At 71.6% G+C, this 25,379-nt stretch carries 21 protein-coding genes; 7 read left to right on the plus strand and 14 right to left on the minus strand.

The window, feature by feature from the left end; genetic code table 11:
* Positions 1–329 precede the first annotated feature (329 nt).
* The 3 genes from VK611_23170 (at position 330) to VK611_23180 (ending at position 5,775) form a co-directional block, all read left to right on the plus strand.
* The gene (locus tag VK611_23170; GenBank protein ID HMG44254.1) at positions 330–3,839 is read left to right on the plus strand and encodes a BTAD domain-containing putative transcriptional regulator; all 3,510 of its coding nucleotides are present in this window, start codon (positions 330–332) and stop codon (positions 3,837–3,839) included.
* 105 nt (positions 3,840–3,944) lie between these two features.
* A complete protein-coding gene (locus VK611_23175) occupies positions 3,945–4,613 on the plus strand; it encodes a hemerythrin domain-containing protein (protein ID HMG44255.1) in 669 nt (222 codons plus the stop codon).
* A 184-nt stretch (positions 4,614–4,797) separates the two neighbouring features.
* Complete coding sequence (locus VK611_23180; GenBank protein HMG44256.1) at positions 4,798–5,775, plus strand: hypothetical protein; 978 nt, start codon at positions 4,798–4,800, stop codon at positions 5,773–5,775.
* 837 nt (positions 5,776–6,612) lie between these two features.
* On the opposite strand, the gene VK611_23185 is transcribed toward VK611_23180, so the two are convergent.
* The 6 genes from VK611_23185 to VK611_23210 all read right to left on the minus strand — a co-directional run bounded on the left by VK611_23185 (position 6,613) and on the right by VK611_23210 (position 12,905).
* A complete protein-coding gene (locus VK611_23185; GenBank protein HMG44257.1) occupies positions 6,613–7,065 on the minus strand; it encodes an NUDIX domain-containing protein in 453 nt (150 codons plus the stop codon).
* Positions 7,066–7,443: 378 nt separating this feature from the next.
* Positions 7,444–8,235, minus strand: a complete 792-nt coding sequence (locus tag VK611_23190) for a phosphatase PAP2 family protein (GenBank protein HMG44258.1) — start codon at positions 8,233–8,235, stop codon at positions 7,444–7,446.
* Positions 8,232–10,910 carry an FtsX-like permease family protein gene (locus VK611_23195; protein HMG44259.1) on the minus strand — a complete coding sequence of 893 codons (2,679 nt, stop codon included), beginning with the start codon at positions 10,908–10,910 and terminating at the stop codon, positions 8,232–8,234. The genes VK611_23190 and VK611_23195 overlap by 4 nt, the downstream gene beginning before the upstream one ends.
* Entirely contained in the window at positions 10,898–11,608 is a 711-nt protein-coding gene (locus tag VK611_23200; GenBank protein ID HMG44260.1) for an ATP-binding cassette domain-containing protein, read from the minus strand. The genes VK611_23195 and VK611_23200 overlap by 13 nt, the downstream gene beginning before the upstream one ends.
* Entirely contained in the window at positions 11,605–12,285 is a 681-nt protein-coding gene (locus VK611_23205; GenBank protein ID HMG44261.1) for an ABC transporter ATP-binding protein, read from the minus strand. Before VK611_23205 ends, VK611_23200 begins: the two co-directional genes overlap by 4 nt.
* Positions 12,282–12,905 carry a hypothetical protein gene (locus VK611_23210; GenBank protein HMG44262.1) on the minus strand — a complete coding sequence of 208 codons (624 nt, stop codon included), beginning with the start codon at positions 12,903–12,905 and terminating at the stop codon, positions 12,282–12,284. Before VK611_23210 ends, VK611_23205 begins: the two co-directional genes overlap by 4 nt.
* 125 nt (positions 12,906–13,030) lie before the next feature.
* On the opposite strand from VK611_23210, the gene VK611_23215 reads away from it, so the two are divergent.
* Positions 13,031–13,732 carry a response regulator transcription factor gene (locus VK611_23215; protein HMG44263.1) on the plus strand — a complete coding sequence of 234 codons (702 nt, stop codon included), beginning with the start codon at positions 13,031–13,033 and terminating at the stop codon, positions 13,730–13,732.
* A complete protein-coding gene (locus tag VK611_23220) occupies positions 13,729–15,027 on the plus strand; it encodes a HAMP domain-containing sensor histidine kinase (GenBank protein ID HMG44264.1) in 1,299 nt (432 codons plus the stop codon). Before VK611_23215 ends, VK611_23220 begins: the two co-directional genes overlap by 4 nt.
* 177 nt (positions 15,028–15,204) lie before the next feature.
* Here the strand turns inward: VK611_23220 and VK611_23225 are convergent, their stop codons facing one another.
* On the minus strand, positions 15,205–16,053 hold the full coding sequence (locus VK611_23225; protein HMG44265.1) for an enoyl-CoA hydratase/isomerase family protein: 849 nt from the start codon (positions 16,051–16,053) through the stop codon (positions 15,205–15,207).
* Here VK611_23225 and VK611_23230 point away from each other — a divergent pair.
* Positions 16,034–17,077 carry an aldo/keto reductase gene (locus VK611_23230; protein ID HMG44266.1) on the plus strand — a complete coding sequence of 348 codons (1,044 nt, stop codon included), beginning with the start codon at positions 16,034–16,036 and terminating at the stop codon, positions 17,075–17,077. The two genes, VK611_23225 and VK611_23230, sit on opposite strands and share 20 nt — an antisense overlap.
* 130 nt (positions 17,078–17,207) lie before the next feature.
* On the opposite strand, the gene VK611_23235 is transcribed toward VK611_23230, so the two are convergent.
* The 7 genes from VK611_23235 to VK611_23265 form a co-directional block, all read right to left on the minus strand.
* Positions 17,208–17,660, minus strand: coding sequence for a transposase (locus tag VK611_23235; GenBank protein HMG44267.1), 453 nt, complete (start codon positions 17,658–17,660; stop codon positions 17,208–17,210).
* 56 nt (positions 17,661–17,716) lie between these two features.
* On the minus strand, positions 17,717–18,793 hold the full coding sequence (locus VK611_23240) for an LLM class flavin-dependent oxidoreductase (GenBank protein HMG44268.1): 1,077 nt from the start codon (positions 18,791–18,793) through the stop codon (positions 17,717–17,719).
* A 59-nt stretch (positions 18,794–18,852) separates the two neighbouring features.
* A complete protein-coding gene (locus tag VK611_23245) occupies positions 18,853–20,058 on the minus strand; it encodes an ABC transporter substrate-binding protein (protein ID HMG44269.1) in 1,206 nt (401 codons plus the stop codon).
* Between the two features lie 144 nt (positions 20,059–20,202).
* Positions 20,203–20,961 carry an enoyl-CoA hydratase/isomerase family protein gene (locus VK611_23250; GenBank protein HMG44270.1) on the minus strand — a complete coding sequence of 253 codons (759 nt, stop codon included), beginning with the start codon at positions 20,959–20,961 and terminating at the stop codon, positions 20,203–20,205.
* Positions 20,958–22,127 (minus strand): acyl-CoA dehydrogenase family protein, encoded by a 1,170-nt coding sequence (locus VK611_23255; GenBank protein HMG44271.1) that lies wholly within the window; start codon positions 22,125–22,127, stop codon positions 20,958–20,960. Before VK611_23255 ends, VK611_23250 begins: the two co-directional genes overlap by 4 nt.
* On the minus strand, positions 22,124–23,263 hold the full coding sequence (locus VK611_23260) for an acyl-CoA dehydrogenase family protein (GenBank protein HMG44272.1): 1,140 nt from the start codon (positions 23,261–23,263) through the stop codon (positions 22,124–22,126). Before VK611_23260 ends, VK611_23255 begins: the two co-directional genes overlap by 4 nt.
* Positions 23,260–24,468 carry an LLM class flavin-dependent oxidoreductase gene (locus VK611_23265; GenBank protein HMG44273.1) on the minus strand — a complete coding sequence of 403 codons (1,209 nt, stop codon included), beginning with the start codon at positions 24,466–24,468 and terminating at the stop codon, positions 23,260–23,262. Before VK611_23265 ends, VK611_23260 begins: the two co-directional genes overlap by 4 nt.
* A 133-nt stretch (positions 24,469–24,601) precedes the next feature.
* On the opposite strand from VK611_23265, the gene VK611_23270 reads away from it, so the two are divergent.
* A complete protein-coding gene (locus tag VK611_23270; GenBank protein ID HMG44274.1) occupies positions 24,602–25,369 on the plus strand; it encodes an FCD domain-containing protein in 768 nt (255 codons plus the stop codon).
* The last annotated feature ends 10 nt before the right edge of the window (positions 25,370–25,379 follow it).

A 25,379-nucleotide genomic window follows, 5' to 3' on the forward strand; every position in this document is an offset into this window, starting at 1 on the left:
GGCGTTGCTGCGCCCGGAACGGCACTTTGCGAGCAGTCCGACCGTGGTTGGGACTGATGGCCAGGTTCCGATGCGAGTCGCAAGTCCGTTGTGTGGCTCGGCGGAACGTCCCAGGTAGTCGGCGGTCAGGAGTGCGTGGGCGAACTCCAGCCCGGCCCGGTCGGCGGGCAAGTTCTCCATCCTGGCGTTACCTACCGGGGGCTGGTGGCCTGGCGTTCGCGCCAGCGGCCGTGATGGCGGCCGTCGGGGCGTGCGGAAGGGCCGCCAGTAGGCTGCCTGGCAGGCGGGGCGCCATGGCGCCGGTGGGCGTGGACGGATAGGTGGCAGGCATGGATTACGCGATCCTGGGTGGGCTCGCGGTCACGGACGGCGGGAGGCCGGTGGACCTCGGTGGGCGCAAGCAGCGTGCCGTGCTCGCGGCGCTGCTGCTGGACGTCGGGCGGCCGGTCTCGCCCGAGCGGCTGCATGCCTTCGTCTGGGGTGACGCGCTGCCCGCCAACCCCGAGACGTCTCTGCAGGCGTTCGTCTCCAACCTGCGCCGGGCGCTCGAGCCGGGCCGCAAGCCGCGGGAGGCGGCCCGCACGCTCGTGACCAGGCCCGCCGGTTACGCGCTCCTGGCCGCGCGGACGGACGTCGACGCCACCCGGTTCGAGGACCTGGTGGCCGCCGGTCACGCCGCCCTCGCCGCCGGCGACGCCGCGGGCGCGGCCCGCATCCTCGATGATGCGCTCGCCGTCTGGACTGGGCCGCCGGTGCCCGAGCTCGCCGGCGAGCCCGCGGTCGTCGTGGCGACCGGGCGGCTGGAGGGCCGGCGGGCCCAGGCGCTGGAGGACCGGTTCGACGCCGGGCTCGCCCTCAGCGACCACCGCGTGCTCGTCCCTCGATTGGAGGCGGCGGTGGCCGAGCAGCCGTTCCGGGAGCGGCTCCGGGCCCAGCTCGCCCTCGCCCTGTACCGCTGCGGCCGCCAGCGGGAGGCCCTCGCCGCGCTGGCCGCGGCCCGCGCCGCGCTGGTGGAGGAGGTCGGCGTCGACCCCGGCCCCGAGCTCCAGCGCCTGGAGGCGGACATTCTCGCCCAGGCGGCGACGCTCGACGACGTGGCCGCGCCTGCCGCGAGGCCCGATGGCCCAGCGATGCCTGCCCCCGCCAGGCCTGTGACCGGTCCCGCGGCTGGGGAGCGCACGCCCGGCCGAGGCAGGGGGTTGGCACCCAGTGCCGGCGGGATGCCGTTCGTTGGGCGGGTGGCCGAGCTCGACGGCCTGGTCGAGGCGGCGGCACTCGCCGCCGGCGGCGCGGGCCGGCCGGTGGTCGTCAGCGGCGAGCCGGGCATCGGCAAGACCCGACTGGTCGAGGAGCTGATCGCCCGCCTCCCGGGCGACGCCGCTGTCGGCTGGGGCGGGTGCCCGGAGAGCGCGGCCTCGGCGTCCTACTGGCCCTGCATCCAGATCGGCCGTCAGCTGGAGGGCGCCGACACGCTCGACAGGGACCTCGTCGCGGGGTTGCTGCCCGCGCAGGACGTCCAGCGGGGCGGTGACGACGCCTCGGCCGACCGGCTGGCGCTGCATGTCGCGCTGGCCGAGGCGCTCGCCTCGGCCACCCGTCCCGTGGTCGTCGTCGTCGACGACCTCCAGTGGGCCGATCCCGCCAGTCTCCGAGCGATCGAGTTCGTGGCCGGCACCCTGCGAGACATGCCGGTCCTGCTCGTCTGCACGGCGCGGCCCGTGGCCGAGCCCTCGCCGCCGCTGGTCGAATGCCTCGCCGAGCTGGCCCGCCAGCCGGGCGCCCTGCGGGTCGACCTGGGCGGCCTCGGCGGTGAAGACGTGGCCCGCTGGCTGGCCATGCGCGGCGGCGGCACCGCCGATCGGGAGGTCGCCGAGCTGGTGCACGGCCGCACCGGCGGCAACCCCTTCTTCGTGGGCGAGGTCGTCGAGCTGCTGGCCAGCGAGGGCCACCTGCGGGACCCGGCGACGGCCCGCCGCCGCTCCGCGGTGCCCGCCGCGGTGCATGACGCGGTACGCCGCCGTGTGAGCCGTCTGCCGGCCGAGGCTCAGCAGGTCCTGGCCACGGCCAGCGTCGTGGGACGGACGTTCGACGCCGACGTGCTCGGCGCCGTCGCCGGGCTGACCCCGCTGGACGTGCTCGACCGGCTCGACCCGGCGCTCGCCGCCGGCTTGGTGGCAGAGACCGACGTGCCGGGCCGATTCCAGTTCGCCCACGCGCTGGTGGGCGAGGCGCTGGAGGCGGAGATCGGCCCGTCCCGCCGCGCCCGATTGCACGCCGCCACGGCGACGGCGCTCGCCGAGCTGCGCGCCGCCAACCTGGACGCCCACCTGCCCGAGCTGGCCCATCACGCCCTGGCCGGCGCGGCGGCGGGGACGGCCGAGGCCGCGTACGGGTGGGCGGTACGGGCGGCACGGCAGGCGGCCGAGCGGGTGGCGCATGAAGACGCCGCCGAGCACTGGGGGCGGGCGGTCCGGGCGTTGGAGCTGGCCCGGCCGCACGACGGGCAGGCCCGCCATCACGCGCTGCTGGAGCAGGCCCGCGCGTGGCTCCAGGTCGACGACATCGTGGCCGGCTACCGCTCGCTCGTCGCCGCCATCGATCTCGCCATCGGGCTCGACGCCCCCGACCTGGTCGCCCGGGCGGCCGCGGCCGCGAACATCGACGCGGTGTGGCAGACGTCCGAGGTCGTCACCGGCGTCGACGTCGCGGGGGCGCTCGAGCGCGCGCTGGACGCGATGCCGCCCGGCGCGTCGGCCGAGCGATCGCTAGCCCTCGGCGCGCTGGTCGACAACGCCTACTGGACCATGCCGGTCGAGCGCCTCGACGCCCTCTCGGCCGAGGCCGTGGCGCTCGCTCGCGTCGCCGGCGATCCGGCCCTGGTCGGCCGGGCGCTACACAAGCGCACCCTGGCCATCTGGCGGTCGGCCACCTATGGCCTCCGGGCCCGGTCGGCCGCCGAGCTGCTGGAGCTGGTCGAGTCGACGCCGGTACCGCCCGTGGTGGAGGTCATGGGCCGCCTGCGCGCCGCCATCGTCGCCTGGGAGGGGGCCGACCTCGCTCCGGCCAAGGCGCAGATGCCTCGGGTAGCCGAGCTCGCGGCGCAGATGGGCTCACCGGCGCTCATCGCCCAGCTCGGCTACTTCCGCGCAGCAGTGGCAGCGTTCGGGGGCCGGCTGCGGGAAGCCATGGCACTGGCCGAGGGCGCCTATCAGTTGCATTGGCGTACGCGTCGCTGGGGCGCCGACGCGCTCTACGGCACCTGCGTCATGATGATGCGGGCCGACCTATGTAAGGTCGACGAGGTCAGAGCCAGCGCGCCGGCCATGCTGGACACCCCGTACCGGCCGTGGCTGCAGGAGGTCTTGGCCCTGGGGCTGGCCGAGCTCGGTCTGCTGGACGAGGCGGCCGAGGTGGTCGACGGCACCGGCCTGCCACCGCTGGTGGACTGCTGGTGGTTCCTGGGGATCACCGGCGCCGGCTGCAAGGTCCGGGCCGCGCTCGGCGACGCGGACGCGACCCGCACCCTGGCCGACGCCATCCGACCCTACGCCGGCCGGTTGCTGACAGTCGGGTCCGGGGCGGCCCTCGGTGACGTCCACGGCGCGCTGGCACACGCCGACCGCCTGCTGGGTGACGAGGAGGGGGCACGCCGCCACGCGGACGCCTCGGTGGCGGTCCTGGATGCGGCCGGCTCGGGCCCGGACCTTGCCCGGGCCCTGCTGCTGCGGGCCGAGCTGGCGCCGGCCGGTGCGGCGGCCGACCGCCGGCGCGCGGCCGAGATCGCCGACCGGTGCGACCTGCCGCTGGTCCGGTCGCGGCTGGCCGCGGTCCGAGCCTGACAGCCCGGCGGCGGAACACAGCCGCCGCCAAGTCACTCCCAAGTCGGTCGCAAGCGACCCGGGTGACGGTCCCTCTCGACGAGGACGTCCGAGGAGGACCTGCCGATGACCGCGAACCCGGCCGCCACGACCCACAACCCCGATATCCCCGATCTGTGCGTCTACCACGCGGTCCACCACGCCCTACGGATGGGCGCCCACCGCCTGGCCGACGGCGTCGCCGCCCTCGGCCCGCGCGACGAGCGGCGCGCCACCGCGATCGGCCGTTACTGGGTCGGCTACGCCGGCGAGGTAGTGGCCCACCACACCATCGAGGACGATGTGATGTTCCCGGCGCTGGTCGAGCGCTGCCCAGTCGTGGCGGACCACCTCCCTCGCATCGAGCACGACCACCACCACCTCGACGAACTGATGGACGCTTGCGCCCAGGCCGTCGGGTCGCTGCCTCGCGGCGGCGACACCGGCCGAGCCGTGGCGCTGCTCACCGATCTGGCCGAGCACACCGACGAGCACCTCGCCTTCGAGGACGCCGATCTGCTGCCCCTGTTCGAACGCCACTTCACCGGCGCAGAGTTCAGAGCGCTGGACAAGGCCGCGGCGAAGAGCCTCGGTCTCGGCAAGCAGGCCGCGTTCACGGTGCCGTTCGTCGTCGGCTTCGCCGACCCGAAGGTACGGGCCAACATCTTCGACGCCGTCCCGCTGCCGTTCAAGATCCTCTGGTACGCCACCCGCCGGCGCCACGCCAGGCTGGTCGACCGCGCCTTCGGCGCCTGACGGACTTCGCACCGGCGGGTCGCCCCCATCGACCACCACCTCCCGCGCTGTGAGGTCACCCGTGACCACACGGGAGGCCGCTACGTCGCCAGCTCGCGAGCCCCGCGTGACGCACCGACCGACACCCGACGCACGAACCCATGAATCCGACGAACCACGACCCCCACGAAGGGCGAACAAAAGAATGACGACCACCACGTCAACCACCCGATTCCCCCTGCTCACGGCGGCCCCTGCCCGCCGTCCGCGAACGGCCGGCCGGGCCGGCCTGTGCGGAGTCGCCCTGGCGGGGCTGCTGATCCTGCTCGCAGGGTGCGGCGACGACGACACCACGTCGGCCGGCGACGGCGGACCGTCGCTCGCCAGCCGCGCGTCGGACGCGCAGACGCTGGACATCACGGTCCCCGGCGGACCCGACGGCGAGTACACGCTCGACGCCGACCTCGACGGGCTGACCGCCGGGCCCGTCACCGTGACACTCACCAACCACGGCACCCTCGAACACCAGGCGATGCTCCTGCGCCTCCGGGACGGCCAAGACGCCGGCAGCTTCGCCGCCGCGGCCGCCGCCGACCCCTCCGGCGCCGAGGCCCTGTCACTGGTCGAGGGCTTCGGCGGCCCCAACGGTGTGGCCCCTGGCGAGACCCAATCCACCACCCAGGTGCTGGAGGATGGCGACTACGTGCTCATCTGCGTCATCCCCGACGAGACCGGTGTGCCCCACGCCGCCCACGGCATGCTCGTGCCCTTCAGCGTGGCCGCAGCCGAGGACGGTGGCCCACCGTCTCCCCTGGTCGAAGACTCCGCCGACGCGGACATCTCGCTCGTCGACTTCGGGTTCTCCATCGACGCAACCTTCGCCCCCGGCGACACCGCCGTGGTCGCCAACAACGGCGACCAGGGCCATGAGCTAGCCATCTACCAGCTCGGCAACGACGTCACCTTCGAGGAGGCCGAAGCCGCCCTGCGCGACCCGACCTCCGGTCCGCCACCGCTGCAGCCCGCCGGCGGCACGGGCCTCCTCGCCCCCAGGACCGCCGCCGAGATCACACTCCCCGACGAACCCGGCGAATACGTCATCGTCTGCTTCGTCCCCGACGTGACCGGCGACCGGCAACCCCACAGCGCCCACGGCATGGTGGCCGAGCTCACACTCGGCTGACCACCCCCAGGCTGCGGCATCCGCCACATCCAAACGCGGTGGTCCGACCCCCTACCCGTCGGACCACCGCCCGCGCCCACCCCAACGGTGACCCTCCCACGCAGCCGGATCAGCTCCCGGAACAGCCGATCGGAATAACCATGCGTCAGCGCCGAACCGCTCATCGACTTGAGGACGCAATCGCTGCGACACCGGAGCGCAAGCGCCTCAGCAATGATCTCGATGCCGTCGTCCTGTCGAGTGTGGGATGACGGCGAGGACATGATTGACCTTGAGGCCGAGCTCGTCGGCGTGCGCGTCGCTCCACTCAGCAGGCCTGTGTCTCCGGATCTGCGGCCAGAACGGTCACCGCGTCGCAGAGCGACTACCACCCTCACCGACGCTCCGCGAACTCCGTCATCACCTCAGCCTGGCCGAACCGGCGAACTGGCAGCGCCCATAACGCCGGCTCTGGCCGCAGCATCGCAGAGGCCAGCGTGTCCCAGAACGCGCGGCCGAGTGCGCTCAACTCGCGTGGCAGAAGTGCCGTTGGAGGGCACGCACAACGCGCGGACTTGGCACCGTCGTCCGACGCTTGCCCACGCCTCCAGAGCGACGCCTCGGCGCTATCGGCGGCAATGCGAGGCGAGCAGATTGACTGATGTCGAGCGGCCGATCCTCGCTACCGTCGGCTACGCGGAGTGGCTGGCGCCGGCGGCCGGCAGTGCTCAGGAGCACCATTTGCGGCGTCCCCCGATGCTGTGTCGCCTCGCGATATCGCCGGTCACCACGCCATCCGCTGAAGCCCTGGACGAGAACGTCTGCGCTCTCCAGGGCGGCCGTCGACACGCACGAGCCCTAGCGGCTCCTAGAGCCGATCAGATCGAGTCCGTAGTGTGCCAGCGGCACGAGAGGTAGCCCGAGTGCGTCGGCCAGCAGTATCCAGGCGGCCAGATCGGTCGATCCGTCGGCCTCGTGGACCAGGTCGCCGAGGGCAGGCCTTACTTCGTAGACGACACTGAGGAAGTGCAGCTCGTCACCCTCGCGGGTGGGCCCGACTCGGAACGTGTCCGAGAAGACGCCAGCGATCGCACCCACGTCGCCACTCAGGCCAGTCTCCTCGTATAGCTCGCGACGCAGCGCTTCGGCGGGATGCTCGCCCCACTCGAGCCCGCCCCCAGGGAGGGTCCACCGCCCGCCGTCAGCCAGCCCGGACGACAGTCGGACGAGCAGCACGCGGTCGCCCTCGACACACAGCGCGTGGGCTGCCACCCGAGTGAGCCGGCCTGGCGAGACGGGTGCATCGCTCATCGCAACAGCCTGCCGCATCCGGTGGCAAGCCAATGCCTGCTGACGAGAACCCGCCGATTGATCCGCCCGCGTGAATCAGGTCTCGCACCGACCACAAGCTGCCTCGAGAAGCGCACCGATCGCCGGTTGCGCGCCTGCGATACGCGAGTCGACATCGACGTTCTGTGTGTCCCCGAGCCGGCGTTCGGGACGCCTGAGCCCAGGATGGACCCACCGACGCCGCAGCCAAGGAACGCTTCGTCGAGCTCACCGCTGTGTGGGGGTGAGCGCCGCTCTACCCCGCGCTGCGGACGCTCGCTCCGACCGGGCTAGGCCGACAACGACGGGCCCATCCGCTGAAAGCCAGCGCTCAACGTCACCGGGGACTGCGCGTCGGAGTCATGCCCCGATCGTTCGGCGGGTGGCTGCCGGGGAGATGGTGGCCACCCGGCGCGCCGTGGGCCGCGGCTCATAGGTGGTTCGGGTTGACCCGTGGCAGGGGGTGTCGGCGTGGTGGCGTCGGTCGATCAGGACTTCGGCGGCGGCGAGGGCCACGACCGACAGGAGGAGGCTGGCGAGGACGTCGGTGGTCCAGTGGACGCCGAGCCAGACGCGGCTCCAGGCCATGAGCGCGATGAGCGACCAGGCGAGGCCGCTGATGGTCCACCAGAGCCAGCGGCGGTGGATGTAGAGGCCGGCGATGAGCGGGACGAAGCCCCAGGTGGCGGCGGCGGCGAGGACGTGGCCGCTGGGGTAGGAGAAGCCGGTGCCGGTGACGAGCCGGGCGCCGGCAGGTCGCGGTCGTCCGACGAGCTCCTTGACCAGCCACTCGAGGGGCGGGCGGGTGGCGACCACGAGGAGCATGACGGCGGCGACGTGACGGCAGCGCCGCGCCGCGACCAGGGCGCCGACCACCCCGGCGGCCAACACGACGGGCGTCGAGCCGAGCCGGGATATGCCGAGCGCCAGGTGGTCGATCCACGCCGAGCGCAGGGAGACGCAGAGGTCGGTGATCGCCCGGTCCCAGAACAGCAGCTCGCCGCGGCGGATCGTGGCCAGCGCTCCGAGGACGGCGACGAGGGCGAGGGCCACGGGGGCGGCCCAGCGCCACCGTTCGCCGATCCGGCGGAGAGCGAAGGGCGGCGCCCGGTGGAAGGGGGCGGGAGTAGGGGCGGGAGTCACGGGGGTCATAGGTCTCGGAGGGTGCTGAGGTCGGGGCGGCGGGTGGCGTGGAGGGTCCAGCGTCCGGCGGCGACGGTGGCCGCGGCGGCGGTCGCGGCCACGGTCGCCAAATAGCCGACCGGCACGGCGAGGTGCGCCGGTGGCGGGTCGAAGACGCCGGTGAGCACCTTGACCAGCATCGACGAGAGGGCCCAGCCTCCGATCGCCCCGGCAGCGAGGCCGCCGAGCCCGACGACGACGGCCTCGGCCCAGACGAACAGCGCGAGCTGGCGGGGGCGGGCGCCGAGCGCGGTGAGGACGGTGAAGCTGCGGCGCCGTTCGGCCAGGCCCAGGGCGAGGCTGAGGCCGGTGGCGGCGACGGCCAACCCGAGGGCGAGGCCGAGCTCCACCTTCGTGAGCCCGGCCAGGTCGACGCTGGTGAGGCTGGAGCCGATGATGCGCCGGCTGGAGGTGATGTCGGTGACCTGGGCGTCGGTGCCCACCAGGTGACGGATGCGGCCGGCCACCGCCGCGGTGTCGTGGCCGCCGGTGTCGACGAGGAAGGTGCCCACGGCGTCGCTCCCGGTCCGCTGGGCGACGTAGTCGGCGTTGGCGACGACGAAGCTGTCGCTGGGGGCGGTGGGGAACTCCTTGGCGACCCCCGCGTAGTGGAACGGCACGTCGACGTAGTCCTTGGTGCGTCCGTCCTGGAGCCGCAGCGTGAGCGGGTCGCCGAGCTCGAGTTGGAAGTCGTGGACGGTCTCGAGGCTGACGAGCACGCTGTCGGGCTTCCGGCCCAGGGCACCCATCAGCTCCGTCGCGGTGCCGCCGGCGAAGTAGGCGTCTTGCAGCGACGTGGCCGACGCGACCGTGGCGGTGCGGACGCCGTAGAGGTCCTGGAGGTCGGCGCCGACGTAGGCGTAGCGGTGCTGGAGCGGCTCGACGCCCCGGACGCCGGGCACGCTCGAGAGCTCATCGGCCGCGGCCGGGCCGACGGCGACGCCGGGCGACTCGGTGACGGTGACGTCGGCGCCGTTGGTCAGCTTGGCGTCGACCTCGGCCTGCTGGCGGTACGTGGCGTTGAAGGTCGCCGTGGAGGCGGCGAACGCGGCGGTGAGGCAGACCAGCGCGGCGGCCCGGGCCAGCAGGCGCCGCTGTCGTGACAGCACCGCGGCGACCGAGCCGCCCAGGCTGCCGCCGAAGACGCGGGCGGCCCGGGCGACGAGCGGCCGGCCACGGTCGAGGAGCAGCTCGCCCAGGCTCCAGGCCCCGAGGCCGAGCCCGATCCAGAGCAGCGCGGGGCCGGCGAACGCCCAGTAGCTCACCGAGATCGTGGGGACGCCCTCGGGTGCCAGCACGAGCGCGTAGCCGCCGCGGCTGGTGAGCCAGAACACGAGGCCGCTGGCGGCGAGCGCCCCGAGCGACGCCAGGGCGAGGCCGTGGCGCCGCACCCCGCCACGAGGTCGGTCGGCGCGCCGGACGGTCCGGCGGGCCGCGGTCACCGTGGTGCTCGTGGCGTCGCGCCAGGCGGGTAGGGCGACGGTGACCGCCGCGATGGCCAGCCCGGCCCCGGCCGCCCCGGCGGCCCAGCCGACGGCGGACGCGGTGCTGGCGCCGAAGCGGGCGCTGCCGAACGCGGCGGCGCCGATCGCGGCGGCGGCACCCAACCCGACGAGGGCGCCGAGTCCGCCGACGAGACCGGCTTCGAGCAGGCCGAGCTGCACCAGCCGGCGGGTCGTGGCCCCCCGGGTGCGCAGCAGGGCCTGCTCGTGGCGGCGGCGGTCGGCGCCCGCCCCTGCGATGCCGGCGGTGAGGAGCGCGGCGAGCACCGCGCCGGGCAGCCCGAGGAACACGAACAGGACCTGGGCGTAGAGGGCGTCGGCCCGGGCGGCGCCGAGGGTGGCGGCCAGGTTGTCGCCCACCAGCGCGCCGCCGGCCAGGCGGGCCTCCAGGTTGCGGGCGTGGCCGGTGACCGCGGTGTAGGCGGCTGCGGGGTCGGCGGGCAGGTGGTGGTCGAGCCGGGCGTGGACCTGGGTGCGGACCAGCGTCGGGCTCACGGTGGCGAGCGGCTCCATGAGCCGGGCGAAGTCGCCGGAAGGGAGGAACACGACGTTGTCGGGTGGGGCCTGGGGTTGGGCGCCCACCGGTGCGCCGACGGCCTGGAACAGCGAGTCGGCCTGGACGGGGTCGACGATCCCGGTGACGGTCACGTCCACCGGGGGGAGCCCGGCGCGGCCGATCGTGACCGTGCCGCCAGGAGCCGCGTGCAGGTTGGCGGCGGTCTGCTGGGCCAGCAGCACCCCGGTGTCGGTGCCGGCCAGGGTGCGGAGCTGGCCGGGGAACACGTCGCGGTAGCCGTCGGGCAGGCCGACGACGACACCGCCGCCGGTGGTCTGGGTCGACGTACCGGTGACGGTCGTGAGGCCCGTGGTGTCGGCGAGGGTGACCGGCAGGGCGTCGACGACACCGGGATCGGAGCCGACCGCGGCGATCACGGTGGCCGGGTCGGTGCCGGGCTGGGACTCGACCTGCCAGTCGACGGCCACGTCGCCCACCGCCCGGTGGGTCATGCTGGCCTTCGACGCCGACAGGAAGACGCCGAGCGATGCCAGCAGCGCCACCGCGACGGCCACGCCGGCCGCCGTCGCGACGAGCCGTCCCCGACGCCGGGCGAGCAGGCCCCGCAGCCAGATCAGGCCGACCACGACAGTGCCTCGGTCGTGTCGGTCGTCTCGGTCGTCTCGGTCGTTTGCAGCCGACCGTCGACCATGTGCCAGCGCTCGGCGAGTCGTTCGGCCACCGCCGGGTCGTGGGTGGTGACCAGCAGCGCGCAGCCGGTGTGCTCCGCGGTGTCGACGAGGGCGTCGACCACCTGGGCGCCGGTGCCGTGGTCGAGCTGGCCGGTGGGCTCGTCGGCGAGCAGCAGCCGGGGCCGCCCGACCAGAGCGCGGGCCACCGCGACCCGCTGGGCCTGGCCACCCGAGAGCTCCTCGGGCAGCTTCCGGGCCAGGTCGTCCAGGCCGAGGCGCTCCAGCGCGGCGAGGGCCGCGGCCTGGGCCCGGACCTCGTCGGCACCGGCCAGGACCAGCGGCAGCGCCACGTTCTCCACCCCGTCGAGGGCGGGCAGCAGGCTGGCGGCCTGGAAGACCACGGCGACCGGCCCGGGGCGCAGCGCCCGGCGCGGCCCGAGCGCGGGCCAGTCGACGCGGCCGGCGGTCGGCTCGTCCAGCCCGGCCAGCAGGTGCAGGAGCGTCGACTTCCCCGAGCCCGACGGGCCGGTGAGCGCGATCCGCTCCCCCGCCGTGATCCGGCAGGTGGCGTCGTGCACCGCGACGACGGCCCCGGTGCCGTGGCCGAACGTACGGGCGGCGCCCTCGCAGCGGGCGACGACGTCGGCGGTCATGCCGCCAGCTCCCCGTCGTGGAGGGCCAGGCGCCGGTCGGCGGCGTCGGCCACGGCGTCGCTGTGGGTCACCACCAGCACGGCGGCACCGGCCGCGGTGTGGTCGCGCAGCAGGTCGACGATGCGCCGGCCGGTGGTGGCGTCGACCTCGCCGGTCGGCTCGTCGGCCAGCAGGACCGAGGGGTCGTTGGCCAGGGCCACCGCCAGCGCGGCGCGTTGGGCCTCGCCGCCCGACAGCTCGACCGCCCGGGCCCGCGCCCGCGACGCCAGGCCGAGCCGGTCGAGCAGCTCCGCCCGCCCGGCCGGGTCGTCGCGCCCGGCCAGGCGCTGGGCTACGGCGACGTTGTCGGCGACCGACAGGTGGCCGAGCAGGTTGTCGGACTGGAACAACACGCCGATGCCCCGCGCCCGAAGCGCGGCCCGCTCGGGCTCGGGACGGCGGCTGAGGCGCTCGTCGCCCAGGTGCACGCTGCCACCGTCAGGCTCGTCGAGGCCGGCGAGGCAGTGCAGCAGCGTCGACTTCCCCGAGCCCGACGGCCCGGTGACCGCCACCAGCTCACCCGCCGCGACGCTCAGCGAGACGCCCCGCAGCGCCAGGGTCTCCTCGCCGCCGGTGTGGAAGAACCGGTAGAGCCGGTCGGCCCGCAACGCTGCGGCGGGCGCAGCACCGCGGGTCACGGCCCGAACCGGACGGAGTCGGTCACGAGCTGCCAGGGGTCGACGTTGTCGGCGCCCTTCGGACCGGAGAGGACCAGGACGATCTCGTCGCCGCCGTGGAAGAGCTCGTAGCGCTCCACGTCGAGGGTGGTCGGGCCGCCGGTCACGGCGTCGGGCGGCGAGTCACCGCGATACGTGATGCGCACGGCGTCGCCGGCCGAGCGGGTGACCATCTCGACCGTGCCCGCCTCGTAGCCCGGGACGGCCTGCTCGATGGCGGGGACCTCGTCGCGCTCCGCCGAGGCGACCGTCGGAGCGGCCGCCGTGGGCCTGGTCGACAGGGCGATCGAGTTGAACTCGTCGGTGAACGTGACGGTCCCGGCGTCCTCGGTGCGCGACCAGCCCTCCGGCACCTTCACCGTGAACGACCCGTCCGGGAACTGGTACGGCACGAACACCTGGTCGTCGGGGATGTCGCCGGGCGGGCTCTGCTCCGGGGCGTTGGGCTCGACCGCGCTCGAGCCGGACGAGCCGTCGTCGCCACAGGCCGCCAGGCCGGCCAGGGACAGGGTGGTCAGGGCGGCGACGACCGTGGCGGCAACACGCCGGCGGCGGTTCGGGATCTGCGGGGTCTCGGGCACAGTTCGACGGTAAGGACGGGTGCGTTCGCGCCTGTCCTGCCGACGGTCAACGGACGGCAAAACCTCCGGGGCCGGGTCGCGCCCCTCCCCGGGGCCGGGGCCTGCCGCCCGTACGCTCTGTCGTCGTGGCCGACCGGATCCTCGTCGTCGAGGACGACCCGACGATCGCCCAGCACCTCGAGCGGGCCCTGCTCGCCCAGGGCCACCAGGTCGCCGTCGCCGGCACCGGCCACGCCGCCCTCACCGAGGCCACGGCGCAGCCACCCGACCTGATCCTGCTCGACCTCGGCCTGCCCGACGTCGACGGCGTCGAGGTGTGCCGCGAGCTGCGCGCCGGCGGGTCGACCGCGTCCATCGTCGTGCTCACCGCCCGGACCGCCGAGATGGACGTCATCGTCGCCCTCGACGCCGGTGCCGACGACTACCTCACCAAGCCCGTCCGCCTGGCCGAGCTGCTGGCCCGGGTGCGCGCCCACCTCCGCCGCCCCGGACGCACCGAGCCGTCCACGGGCGTGCCGACCACCGGCCGGGTGGTCGCCGGCGACGTCACCGTCGACATCGCCGCGCACCGGGCGTTCCTGGGCGACCGCGAGCTCGACCTACGCCCCAAGGAGTTCGAGCTGCTCGCCCTGCTGGTCGCCGAGGCCGGCCGGGCCGTCACCCGGGACCGGATCATGCACGAGGTGTGGGACGAGCACTGGTACGGCTCCACCAAGACCCTCGACATGCACATCTCGGCGCTGCGCCGGAAGCTCGGCGAGCCCGACGGTGCCCCCGACCGCATCGTCACCCTGCGCGGCGTCGGCTACCGCTACGAGGCCCCGTGAGGCGCCGCATCACCGTCACCGTGGTCGCGGTGGCGTTCGTCTCGATCGTGGCGTTCGCCATCCCCCTGGCCATCGGCGTCGGCCGCCTCTACCGGGACGAGGACGTCCTGCGGCTCGAACGGGAAGCCGAGCGCGCCGTCGCCGCCGTCCCCGAGAGCTTCCAGGCCACCGCCGACCCCGTCGAGCTGCCCCACCCACCCGACGGCATCACCACCGCGGTCTACGACCTCTCCGGCGACCGCGTGTACGGGACCGGACCCGACCACGGCGGCCCGCTCGTGGCCGAGGCCGCCGGCGGGACCATCGCCGACGGACGCGACCGCGGCGAGCTGACCGTGGCCGCACCGGTGTTCGACGAAGAGGTCGTCGTCGCCGTGGTCCGGGCGGCGCAACCCGCCGGCGCCGCCACCGACGACGCCAACCAGGCCCGGCTCCTCATGGCCGCGCTCGCCGCCGCCGTCGTCGCCGGCGCCGGGCTGCTCGGCCTGGTCGTCGCCCGCCGCCTCGCCCGCCCCGTCGAAGCCCTCACCGCCGCCGCCACCCGGCTCGGCGAGGGCGACTTCGCCACCACCGCACCCCGCAGCGGCGTCCGCGAGCTCGACGACGCAGCCGCCGCGCTCGACCGCACCGCCCACCGCCTCGGCGACACCCTCGAACGTGAACGACGCTTCAGCGCCGACGCCTCCCACCAGCTCCGCACCCCACTCACCCGCCTGCGCCTCGCCCTCGAGACCATCACCGTCGACGACACCGCCGACCGCGACGCCCTCGTCGCCGAAGCACTCGACCACGCCGACCGCCTCGAAGCCACCATCGACGAGCTCCTCGCGCTCGCCCGCAACCTCCAACCCGACCAGGCCACCACCGACCTCCGGGCCGCCCTCGACGAGCTCGAAACCCAATGGCACCAACCCTTCGCCGAGGTCGGCCGCCGCTTCGACGTGGATGTCCACCCCGACGCCACCCGAGCCGCCGTCTCCCCCGCCGCGCTGCGCCACACCCTCGACGTCCTCGTCACCAACGCCCTCCAACACGGCACCGGACGCGTCACGGTCACCACCACCCCCGCTGCTGGTGGAGCCGTCGCCATCGACGTCACCGACGAAGGCCCCGGCTTCTCCGACCCCACCGCCGCCTTCACCCGCCGCGGCCCCGACGCCACCGGCCACGGCATCGGCCTCCCCCTCGCCCGCAGCCTCATCGAAGCCGAAGGCGGCCGCCTCCTCATCACCCACCCCGCCCCCACCCCCACCATCAAGATCATCCTGCCCACGCCCGACCGACACGTCGACTGAACGCCCGTCAGGCCATCGCCAGGCAGCCGCCCCACCAGCCGGAGCTCCCTGAGGTCAACCCCCGTCGGCTGCTGGTCAGCTACGGAGACCGCGCCGGTCGCCGAACAGCCCGACGCTCCCATCCTCGTTCCCAAGGTCAGGAGCCTCCAACGAACCCAGCACGCCTCACTGTCGTACTTACCCGGTCACGTTTCCTTGGCCACGTGGCACGTCGCCGTGTCGGTTGAGGGACTGTCTAGCCTGGTACGAGACATCGGTGCTGAATGCCTTCTGCAGGTTCGCCAGCTCGTAGCGAAGGTGCCCCTCGAGGTCTTGGTGCCGCGCGGCATTGCGGAGCGAACGCTTCGTGAGGCGAAGCGTTGCGTGGGAAATGCCAGCCAGCGACTGGCAGTAGTCCACCAGACACCCCAACAGCGCGACATCGTCGACAACCTCACCGACCAACCCGAGCGAGCGCGCCTCGACCGCGTCGATCGGCTCCACCTCAAGCAGGAGGCGAAGCGCCCGCTCGTAGCCGACCGCCTCGAGCAACGTCAACGACAGGCCACCGTCCGGTGCCCCGCCGACCCGCGCATAGCCGCTCATCAGGGTCGCCGAGGCCGCCATGATCCGAAGATCGCACGCCATGGCCAAGGCCAAGCCCGCCCCGACGGCAGGCCCGTTGATGCCGGCGACGACCGGTTTGTCGCACCTCTGGCGGATCGTCAGCAAGAAGCGGCTGATCCAACGGAGATCGTCGAGGTTGACATCCTCCTCGCTCATCCCGCTGTGGGCCTGGAGGTCTCGCTCAGCTCTCAGGTCAAGACCGGCGCAGAACGCCGAGCCGTTTCCAGTCAGCGCTATGACAGCGGTGTCCGGGTCGGCTTGCGCGTCGCTCAAGGCGTGTACCAAGCCCCAACCGAGCTCGTCGTCAAGGGCATTGCGACGGGCCGGTCGGTTCAGTCGCAGGAGGCGCACCTGTCCCCGCTGCTCGACCTCGAGCGTCGGCGAACCACCGATCCGTGAGGTGCGGGGGATCGTATTCATATATCATTGTATTATAGACGCTTTCCCGGCCCTCCAGTTTCGACGGCTCGGCCGCTCCGGCATCCAGGTCAGCGAGCTGGCCCTCGGTGCTATGACCTTCGGCCGCGAGGCCGACGAGCGCACCAGCACCGCAATCGTCGACCACTTCCTGGCCGCCGGCGGCAACCTCGTCGACACAGCGGATCGCTACGGCGGAGGCGAGTCTGAGCGCATCGTCGGCAGGGCTCTGGTCGGACGCCGTGACGAGGTGATCCTGGCCACGAAGTTCCGCTGGCCGATGGGCAGCGGCCCGAACGACCGTGGCGGATCACGTCGCCACATCCTCACCGCGGTCGACGCGTCGCTTCGACGGCTGCGCACCGAGTGGATCGACCTCTACCAGATGCACGCCTGGGATCCGGATACCCCACTCGAGGAGACGCTCTCCACTCTCGACAATCTGGTGCGGCAAGGCAAGGTCCGCTACATCGGGGCCAGCAACTTCGCAGGCTGGCAGCTGGCCAAGGCGCTCGGCCTGTCAGCGCTGCACGGTTGGGAAGCTTTTGTGTCGCTACAGCCCCAGTACTCGCTGCTCTCCCGCGACCTGGAGCTGGACCTGCTGCCACTGTGTCGACATGACGGGCTCGCGGTGCTCGCTTGGGGGCCGCTCGGTGGCGGCGTGCTCACAGGCAAGTACCTCGGATCCGGCACGGCCCCGGCCGACACCCGGGCGGGCAACGGCGACCCGGCTTCACGCCTCATCCAGCAACGCATCGACGACGAGCGGAACCGGGCGATCGTGGAGCGCCTCCTGACCGCTGCCGCGGAGCTGGGCACCACTCCGGCTCGACTCGCGCTCCGGTGGGTCGCCAGCCGTCCCGGAGTGACGTCCACCCTGATCGGCGTGCGATCCGTCGAGCAGCTGGAAGACTCGCTCGGGGCAGCCAGCCTGGATGTCCCTGCCGCGGTGCTCCAGGTGCTCGACGAGGCGTCCGAGCCACGCCTCGGCCACCCCCACGACATCGAGCGGGCGTTCCGCGAGTGACCTGTCGGGTTGAAGCCGTTGTCTTCCTTGGCGACGGCGGCGCAGTCCGGCGAGTCGTTGCAGGATCTCGTCGTCGCCGATCGTGCGGGCAATGCCGGGGCGAGGCGCATCACCAAGGCCGTCGAGGCGATCAGGAGCGAAGCGGTGCCACTTCGACACCGTCACCGACCACACGGCTTCCTCGCCCGTCCGCGAGGCCGTGGCCGAGGGTGAGCGCGAGCTGCGCGGGGAGACCCTCGGCGTCCATCACCTCGATGGCCGCCACCTCGGTGGCAACGAACCGCCTTTGGGCCGGCGTCCTCCTTGAACAGCTCGATCGCCCGGCGGTGCACCGCCAGCTCCGCCTCGAGCTCCCGGATCCGCTGACGCGCCGCGACGAGCTCGGCCTTCTTCGCCGAAGACACCCGGCCTCCAGGTCCCGGTCAATGCGGTCCTGGCGGCGCCACGTGTCGATCGTCTGGTCGCTGATCCCAAGATCGTCCGCGACCTCGGCGACCTTGCGCCCAGCCTCGATCAGATCGAGCACGCGACGCCGAAACTCTGGCGGGTAGCCCCGCCATCCCACGCTGTCCTCCTTCAGCACAGCAGCATCACATCACATTCCACCTACCCGACTCCACGAAAGCCCCGGCAGACCACTTAGCCGTTGGTGACCGCGGGAAGCACCTCCGTGACGAACCGGTCGTAGGACCGACGAGCCTCGTTTCCGGCACCGATCCCTGCGCCCAAGCCGACGTACAGCCGATCCAGGCCTACGGCAACCAGGGCTCGGAGCTTCTCAATGCAATGGTCGGCAGGACCAACGACCGCGAAGCGATCGACGAAGGCGTCCGTGAGGGCAGCGGTCTGCGCCGTCGCGCCCTGGCCGTGCACGTTCGCGTCGTAGGCGCGACCCACGGCCGTGAACACCTTCGCGTCGCTCGCCGCGACGGGCCCCGTGACGCGGCCCGACATGGCGGACATCCTCGCCAGAGTTGCCATGGTGCCGGCCACCACGCTCCGGGCTGCCGCTCGATCGTCGGCGACGGCGACGGTCACCCATGCCCCGATCGAAGGACGCGCCCGACCCGAACGCCGAGCCGCGTCGACGACCACATCCTTGGCCCACTGCACACGATCTCGATCGGCTCCGACAGAGAGGCTGACCCGATCGGCCAGGCGCCCACCGATCTCGAGCGTGAGGGGGCCGGACGCCGAGACGTCAATCTGCACCGGCGGCACAACTCTGGCCTGCTCGATCTGGCTGAGCGCCGGCCGTACGCCGAGGTCGATCGAGCCGAGCGGTGTGGACCGATCGCCGGTCCAGCTGGCCGCGGCGTCGAGGGACACACCGTCGCCGCTGAGGTAGTCGCGGACCTGGACGATGAACGCCTCGAAGGTGGCCAGCCGTGCAGGACCGGTGCCAAGGTGCGCGAGCGCCGAGTCCCCCCGGCCGATGCCGAGCACGAACCGGCCGTCGGACAGTTCGCTCAACGAGAGGGCCGCCGAGGCGACCACCGCTGGATGGCGGGTGATGGGGTTGGTGACCCCGGTCGCCAGCCCGATCCGCTGCGTGTCGACGGCGGCAAGGCCCAAGGAGACGAAGGGGTCGCCCTGGAGGTTCTGCGAGTCGCCGAAGGACAGGCCGTCGAACCCGTCCCGCTCGGCCTCTAGAGCGAGAGCCGAGGCGTCAGCCGGCCGGGAGGGGTGCGCGATCCAGATCTCTGGTGTGTGCATGGAGGTGCACGGGCGTCCCTCGGTAGGAGGGGGATCCGCTGCCGAGGGACGCCGCGAGCTCAGTCGTCGATGCGAGCCAGTACACCGTCTTCGAAGGTCCCACCCGTGACGAACACCACGTCATCCTCCCCGAGACCGTCATGGCTGTCAGCGCTGAAGCTGAACGTGCCTTTCGCCAGCTCGAAGGGACCGTTCTGCTCGAGGTAGGACTGCATCTCGGCCACGTCGAGGGATCCGGCGCCCTCGGCGGCGATCCTGATCAGCTCGAGCGAGTCGTAGGTGGTCACGGCGTTCCAGATCGTGTCCTCGAGCGGGGACCCGCCCATGAACTCCCGGTAGGCGTCGCGCCACTCCTCGGTGATCGCCGGCATGGGTGCGCTTGCGTTCGCCGTGTAACCGCCGACATTGAGGAGGTCGCTCATTTCCGGAACCGCTGCTGCGATGTCGGGGAAGCCCAGGGATGAGTTGCCGATCACCGGGACCGTCAAGCCCCCGTCGACCATCGCCTTGAGGATGGTGATGTAGTCCGACGAGGCGACCACGTTCACGACGGCGATGTCAGCGTCCTCATCCCTCGCGTTGCCCACCTGTGCGCTGGCGTCCGTCGCACCCGAGGCGACGAACTCCCTGGCGACGATCTCGAGGTCGCACGGTGCATCGCCGAGCCCTTCGTCGAGCGATTCGACTGTGCTCGTGCCCAGCGGGTTGTCGACCACGATCAGGGCGATCTTCGAGGCTCCGAGATCGCACGCTCGCTGCAGGAAGCCCGGACCCTCCGCGGCCTTGGGGAACTCGATCCGGAACATGGTCGGAGCGACCGACGGATCGCCGGCGTCGGGCAACGAACTGTTGTTGATCGACAGCACGTCGCGCTGACTGAAGAGAGAAATCAGGGGACCTGTCTCACCCGAGAGGAACGGCCCGACGACCAGGCTTACCCCGTCCTCGTCGATGAGTTCACGGGCAGCTGCCTGAGCCCCGTCAGGCGTGCCCTTGGTGTCCTTGACGATCAGTTCGACCGGACGGCCGAGGACCCCCTCGATGTCACCGACCTGTTCCTGCCAGAACTCGGCACCGGAAACCGCCCGCTCACCGACAGGGGCCGTCGCTCCGCTCAGGGTGTAGAGCACACCGACCTTCACTGGATCGCCTTCGAGCCCACTGCCCTCGTCACCGCCGTTGTCATCATCGGCTGCGGTGGGATCCGATGATGTCCCGGAGTCGTCGTCACCACAGGCGCCGAGCAACAGGACCAGGACGAACAAGGCCGCCAGGGCCCTCCCGACTCGCCTGGTGCCGCGCGTGGTCCTACTGCTCAACATGGTTTCCCCCGTGGGTCGAAGATCCGCACACAGGAGTGTGCAGGGCACTCTCTACCATGAACCAATCAATCATTCAATATTAGATACTTAGTTGAGCCCGCGCATGGCCTTCCACTGGGCCACCGCCTCGGCGTGTTCCGGCTTCGACTTCGAGATCTCCTCGTACGCCAGCGCGACGTCGAGGACCTGGTGCGACATCCAGCGCACATACCGGTTGACGACCATTTTCGTGGCTCGCACCGCGTACGACGGCTGGCCCGCTAGCTCACGGGCGAGGGCGTACGCCTCGTCACACAAGGCGTCGCCGGGCACCGATCGCAGCACCATGCCCATCTCGGCCGCCTCGGCGCCGGTCACCAGCCGGCCCGTGAGGAGCAGCTCCTTGGCCCGCTGGGGGCCGAGCAGGAGCGGCAACGTGAGGGCCGCCCCATCACCCGCCACGAGCCCGAGGTTCACATGGGTGTCACCGAGCTTGGCGTCGTCGGCAGCGATCGTCAGATCGCACAGCAGGGCCACGGTCAGGCCCAGGCCGACCGCGGCACCGTTGACCATTGCCACCGACGGCTTCTCGACCCGCAACATGCTGTGGACGAGGTGCCAGCCTCGCCGGTTGACCCGACGATCCGGGTTCTGCCCGAACGAGCGGATATCTCCACCGGCCGAGAAGGCCCGTCCGGCGCCCGTCACCACGATGGCATCCGTCGTCGGATCGGCATCGGCTTCGATCAGCGCCTCATCGAGGGCCACCACCATCTCCCCGTCGAACGAGTTGAGCCGCTCAGGTCGGTTGAGGGTGATGATCGACAGGACGTCCTCCGTGTAGAGGGTGACGATCGGTTCCGTCACGGTGCTGGCTCCTTCGTCTCTGCTGGAGGGGGTTCTCTTGGAAGGCCAAGCACCCGATGCCCGATCGTGTCGCGCTGGATCTCGGAGGTGCCGGCGAAGATCGTGCAAGCCCTGTAGTAGAGGTACTGGCGCTGCCGGATGGACGGCTGGGTGATCCCCTCCATGCCGAGCATGTCGATGGACAGTTCGTGCATGCGTTGGGCCATCTCGCTCCAGAACAGCTTTATGACCGAGCTGGAATCTGACGGCGAGCCACCCTCGCCGAGATCGGTCAACACCCGGTAGAGGTGCAGCCGATAGATCGTGAGCTCGGCGTACGCCCGCGCGATGCGCTGCCGCTGCTCCGGCGTCAGAGGGTCCTTGCGGGCGATCTCAAGTAGTTCGTCGAGCAGGTTGGCGTGCGTAATCAGTTGGCGCGGGGACATGCTGCGCTCGTAGCTGATCGTCGTGTGCATCACCTTCCAGCCGTTGGCCGGGTCACCGATCACGTCGTCGTCGCCCACGAACACGCCGTCGAGGAAGGTCTCGCAGAACTCGGTCTCACCGGTCAGCTGCCGCAGAGGGCGTACTTCGATTCCCTCCTGGCCCATGTCGACGAGGAAGTACCCGATGGCGCCCGGCCGTCCGGTGTCCTGCTCCGTGCGGGCCAGCAGGACGCCGCGCTTGGCGTGGTGGGCCCAACTCGACCAGACCTTGGTGCCGTGCACCACCCATCCATCGCTGACCTTCGAGGCGGTGGTCCGCATCGACCGGAGATCCGAGCCGGCATCCGGCTCACTGAAGAGCTGGCACCAGATCTCCTCCGCGCTCAGGATGGCCGGGAGGTACCGCGCCTTCTGCTCGGCGGAGCCATGGGTCATGAGCACCGGACCCACGAGGTTTACCGCGATCCGGTTGATGATCTCTGGCACCCGGGCGCGGGCCATCTCCTCCTGAAGGATGAAGTTCTCCGCCCATGCCAGCCCGCGCCCGCCGTACTCCTCGGGCCAGTGCGGGCCGACGAGCCGATTAGCGGCCAGCGTGGCCTGCCAGGTCCGCAGGAAATCGACCTGCGCGTCCTCCTCCTCCGGGACAGGGGCGGTTGGCGCGTGCTCGCGGAGCCAAGCCCGCACCTCCGAGCGAAAGCGTTCTTGCTCGACCGTGAAGGTGGGCGACATCCCCGTCATCGGGGGAGTCCCAACAGGCGTTCTGAGATAATGTTCTTCTGCACCTCCGACGTACCGCCAGCGATGCTCGCCATGCGATACCGGAGGAACTCGAACCAGTGGTCGCTGTCGGCCGCCGCACCGTAGGCACCGTCGAGATCGATCGCCGTCTCGCTCAGGTGCAACGCCAGGCGCGTCCAGGCCATCTTGATCAGTGAAGCCCACGAGCCCGTGTCTGCCCCCTGCTCCACCATCGTGAGCGTGCGCAGGTTCATGAGCCGGAAGATCTCGCTCATGACGTGGTCTTCGACCACCCGCAGCCGGATGATTCGGTCGTCGGTCCCGTCCTCCCGCAGCTGCGCCATCACCTCGTTCAGGCGTTTCCGGAGCACCATCTGCTCCTTCATGGGGAACGCGATGCCGCGCTCCGATCCCAGCGCAGCCCGGGCGACCTTCCAGCCCTCGCCTCGCGTGCCGATGATGTTCGCCGTAGGTACCTCGACGTCGTTCATGAAGACCTCGGAGAACTCGGTGTCCCCGGTGATCTGGGTAAGCGGCTGCACCTCCACTCCCGATTGCTGCATGTCGCAGATGAAGCAGGTCAGCCCGCGGGTGCCAGGGCTGTCCGGTCCCTCGGTGCGTGCGAGGAGCAGACCGAACCGCGACTCAGCGCCGTAGCTCGTCCAGACCTTCTGCCCGGTCACCATCCAGGTGTCGCCGTCGAGGACAGCCGTGGTGCGCAGCGCTCCCAGGTCAGACCCGGCGTCAGGTTCGGAGAAGAGCTGGCACCAGATCTCCTCGCCCGACAGCATCGGCTCCAGGTAGCGCTCCTTCTGCTCGCGCGAACCGGTCGCGAGGATCGTCGGCCCGGCGGTCTGGATGCCCACCCGATTGGCGATCTGGGGGGCCCCGGCGGCCGCCATCTCCGACCAGTAGATGGCGTACTGCGAAGGAGTAGCGCTCCGCCCGCCGACCTCGGCCGGCCAATGCGGCGCCACCCAGCCACCGCTGTGGAGCACCCGTTGCCAGGCCAGCCCTGCCTCGAACGTGTCGGAGCGAGACACGGGCGGGTTCTCGTGTAGGAACGCCACGAGCTCGTCCCTGAACGTCAGGTCGGCGTCGCTCAAGCTGAAGTCGATCCCTGTCGCCCCGGTCACAGCAGGGAGATCCCCTTCTCGCCGTCGCCTCCATCGGCGGCGGTGTCGCCCAGGATGTCCTTGTGCGCCTTGTCCTGGGCGTGCACCTTCATGGCGTACCCCTCTTCCCGGCGGGCGATCGAGCGCTTCTGGGCCGAGATGAGCGGGGCGGTGGTGCCAGTGAAGCGAGGGGCGACCTCGTTGGCGAAGAGCTCGTAGCTGCGCAGCCGATCCTCGACGGACGCGGCCGAGTTCTCGAGAATGAGCATCGACCCGAATCCGCCGGTGAACTCCCACAGCCAAGCGATTCCCCCGGCGACGTCGTCCGGCGTGCCGACGAAGGCGGCACGACCCTCGGCCATCAGCCGGTAGCTCGACTGACCGGACTCGTCGGGGAACATCGCGGGGTAGCCGCTCGTCTCCTCGTAGTAGCCACGCAGCCAGGCGTCACCTCCGGCTTCGACCTGAGCGAGGGCCTCCTCGCGGGTCTCGGCGACGTGCATGGGAGCGACGAGGGTCCACTGGCGCCGGTCCACCGTGGTGCCGGCCTCCGCCGCCGTCTTCTCGGCGATGTCCCAGTGGTTCGCGAGCTGGAGCCGGGCCGAGGGCATGTAGGACCCGAGCGAGAGGAGGCCCACGCCGTTTCGGCCGGCCGAGTAGGCACCCGCGGGTGACAAGGTGCTGGCAACCGACACCGGAAGGTGGGGCCGCTGGACCGACGGGAGCTGCAGGACGGCATCGTGTAGCTCGAACCAGTCGCACACGTGGGTGACGACCTCCCCGCGAAGCAGGCGCATGATGACCCCCAACGCCTCGTCCATGCGGGGCCGGGTCTCGTCCATCGAGATGCCGAACATGCCGGCATCGCTCGAGAGCGCCCCAGGGCCCACACCGAAGATCACTCGGCCACGGGTCAGGTTGTCCAGAAACACCATTCGCTCTGCCGCCATGAACGGATGGTGGTACGAGAGGCTCATGACCCCGGTGGCCAGTCGTATGGACTTGGTGCGCTCGGCCGCGACAGCGAGGAACATCTCCGGGAACGGGACCGGTTCCCAGCCTCCACTGTGGTGCTCACCGATCCAGACCTCGTCGAAGCCGAGCTCGTCGAGGCGTACGACGAGCTCGAGGTCCTGTTCGATGGATCGGGCCGGCGCCTGCTTGGGGGCATGGAAAGGGGCCATGAAGCTCCCGAACCGCAGCGGCCAAGCGTCGTTGTGTTTCATGAGGCTCCTATCCTCGAATCATTACCTGATAACAGCAAAGCACATCCTGCATGGACCGGCAAGATCCCGACGGGGCCCGCCCGTTGGCGTATCATGCAATCATTCGCGACCAAGGCTCATGGAGGTTGAACCAGTGCGATCACCGCGACTAGCGGAGATGGTGGCCGACACCCTCCGGAGCGAGATCCTGGGCGGCGCGGTCCTAGATGGCGACCGCCTGCCGACCCAGGAAGAGATCATGCGCAAGGTCGACGTCGGACTGCCGTCCGTTCGAGAGGCGCTGCGCATCCTCGAGGTCGAGGGCCTAGTCACCGTCCACCGGGGCAACGTGGGCGGCGCCACCGTGCACCTCCCCGACGCCAGCAACGTGGCCTACATGCTTGCGATGGTCCTCGAGTCCAAGCAGGTCGGCTTCAACGACGTCGCCGACACCGTGCACCGCCTCGAGCCCATGTGCGCGGGTATGTGCGCCGGTCGAGCGGACCGAGCAACGGCGATCGTGCCACGCCTGCGCGAGCTGCTGAAGCTCCAAGCCGAGGCAGTCGACGATCCGCCGCGGTTCAACATCCTGGCCCGCACGTTCCACACCGACGTCGTGCAGCACTGCGGCAACGCGTCGATGGCCCTGACCGTCGGGAGCCTCGTCGAGCTGTGGACAGCGCACGAGCAGTCCTGGACCCAAGAGGCCACTTCGGAGGGCCGGTTCCCCGACGTCACCCTCCAAGAGGCGATCATCGACGTGCACGAAAAGATCACCGATGCCATAGAGCTCGGCGACGCCGAACTGGCGACCCGCCTCTCTGCATCACATCTCCACGCCGCCCAGACCTACCACCTCTCGGTCGAGCAGCGTCCGCACGTCGTATGCGAGCCGTTGCGCTACTCGTCGGATCGACGCTGACCCGGCCGGG

This window comes from Acidimicrobiales bacterium (assembly GCA_035316325.1).
GTDB lineage: Bacteria > Actinomycetota > Acidimicrobiia > Acidimicrobiales > VFJN01 > DASXTK01.

Coding starts and splice junctions, on each gene's coding strand:
- VK611_23225 (HMG44265.1), bottom strand. CDS start 16,053: ATGAATACGATCCCCCGCACCTCACGGATCGGTGGTTCGCCGACGCTC.
- VK611_23265 (HMG44273.1), bottom strand. CDS start 24,468: ATGAAACACAACGACGCTTGGCCGCTGCGGTTCGGGAGCTTCATGGCC.
- VK611_23255 (HMG44271.1), bottom strand. CDS start 22,127: ATGACGGGGATGTCGCCCACCTTCACGGTCGAGCAAGAACGCTTTCGC.
- VK611_23190 (HMG44258.1), bottom strand. CDS start 8,235: ATGACCCCCGTGACTCCCGCCCCTACTCCCGCCCCCTTCCACCGGGCG.
- VK611_23185 (HMG44257.1), bottom strand. CDS start 7,065: ATGAGCGATGCACCCGTCTCGCCAGGCCGGCTCACTCGGGTGGCAGCC.
- VK611_23175 (HMG44255.1), top strand. CDS start 3,945: ATGACCGCGAACCCGGCCGCCACGACCCACAACCCCGATATCCCCGAT.
- VK611_23240 (HMG44268.1), bottom strand. CDS start 18,793: ATGCACACACCAGAGATCTGGATCGCGCACCCCTCCCGGCCGGCTGAC.
- VK611_23200 (HMG44260.1), bottom strand. CDS start 11,608: ATGACCGCCGACGTCGTCGCCCGCTGCGAGGGCGCCGCCCGTACGTTC.
- VK611_23180 (HMG44256.1), top strand. CDS start 4,798: ATGACGACCACCACGTCAACCACCCGATTCCCCCTGCTCACGGCGGCC.
- VK611_23170 (HMG44254.1), top strand. CDS start 330: ATGGATTACGCGATCCTGGGTGGGCTCGCGGTCACGGACGGCGGGAGG.